The organism is Bradyrhizobium sp. Kon37 (assembly GCF_055807535.1).
This window is the reverse complement of the sequence record NZ_JBVVOY010000187.1, coordinates 1-343: the sequence shown is the minus strand read 5'-3', so window position 1 is coordinate 343 and position 343 is coordinate 1. Positions and strand designations below refer to the sequence as shown.

Sequence of the window (343 nt, the reverse complement as noted above, 5' to 3'; positions counted from 1 at the left end):
AACAGGGAAAGCAGCGCCATCAACATAGAACACAGAGCGCAAATCATCGCCCTTATTACTCATCATTATTGAGTGAATGGCTCGTTCATTGTTTTGATATTGCCAGAACATGCCATAAGCATAACGCCCCCTGTCAGTCCAGCCACCAGGCATAACAAATCCGTTAAACTCGCAGTTATTCATCGGTGAAAGCGCGCGTGGCCCCGATCCTCTATATGGAAGGTGGCTTCATCGCCTTTTGCTTCCAGAGCAATACGCGGCAGGTTCAGGCTGATCACGCCGAGGTTGTTACGACCATCGTGGATCTGCTCGCCGTTTTCATTTTCCCACACGCCGAGGAAGC

2 protein-coding genes are annotated in these 343 nt (G+C 50.4%); both read right to left on the bottom strand.

From position 1 onward, the window contains the following. The coding region (locus AC0L3J_RS37735; protein WP_473350485.1) for a hypothetical protein at positions 1 to 183 on the bottom strand (183 nt) is incomplete at its 3' end. Further along, complete coding sequence (gene nrdD / locus AC0L3J_RS37730; RefSeq protein WP_473350487.1) at positions 180 to 332, bottom strand: anaerobic ribonucleoside-triphosphate reductase; 153 nt, start codon at positions 330 to 332, stop codon at positions 180 to 182. The genes AC0L3J_RS37735 and nrdD, both read right to left, overlap by 4 nt. Between the last annotated feature and the right edge of the window lie 11 nt (positions 333 to 343).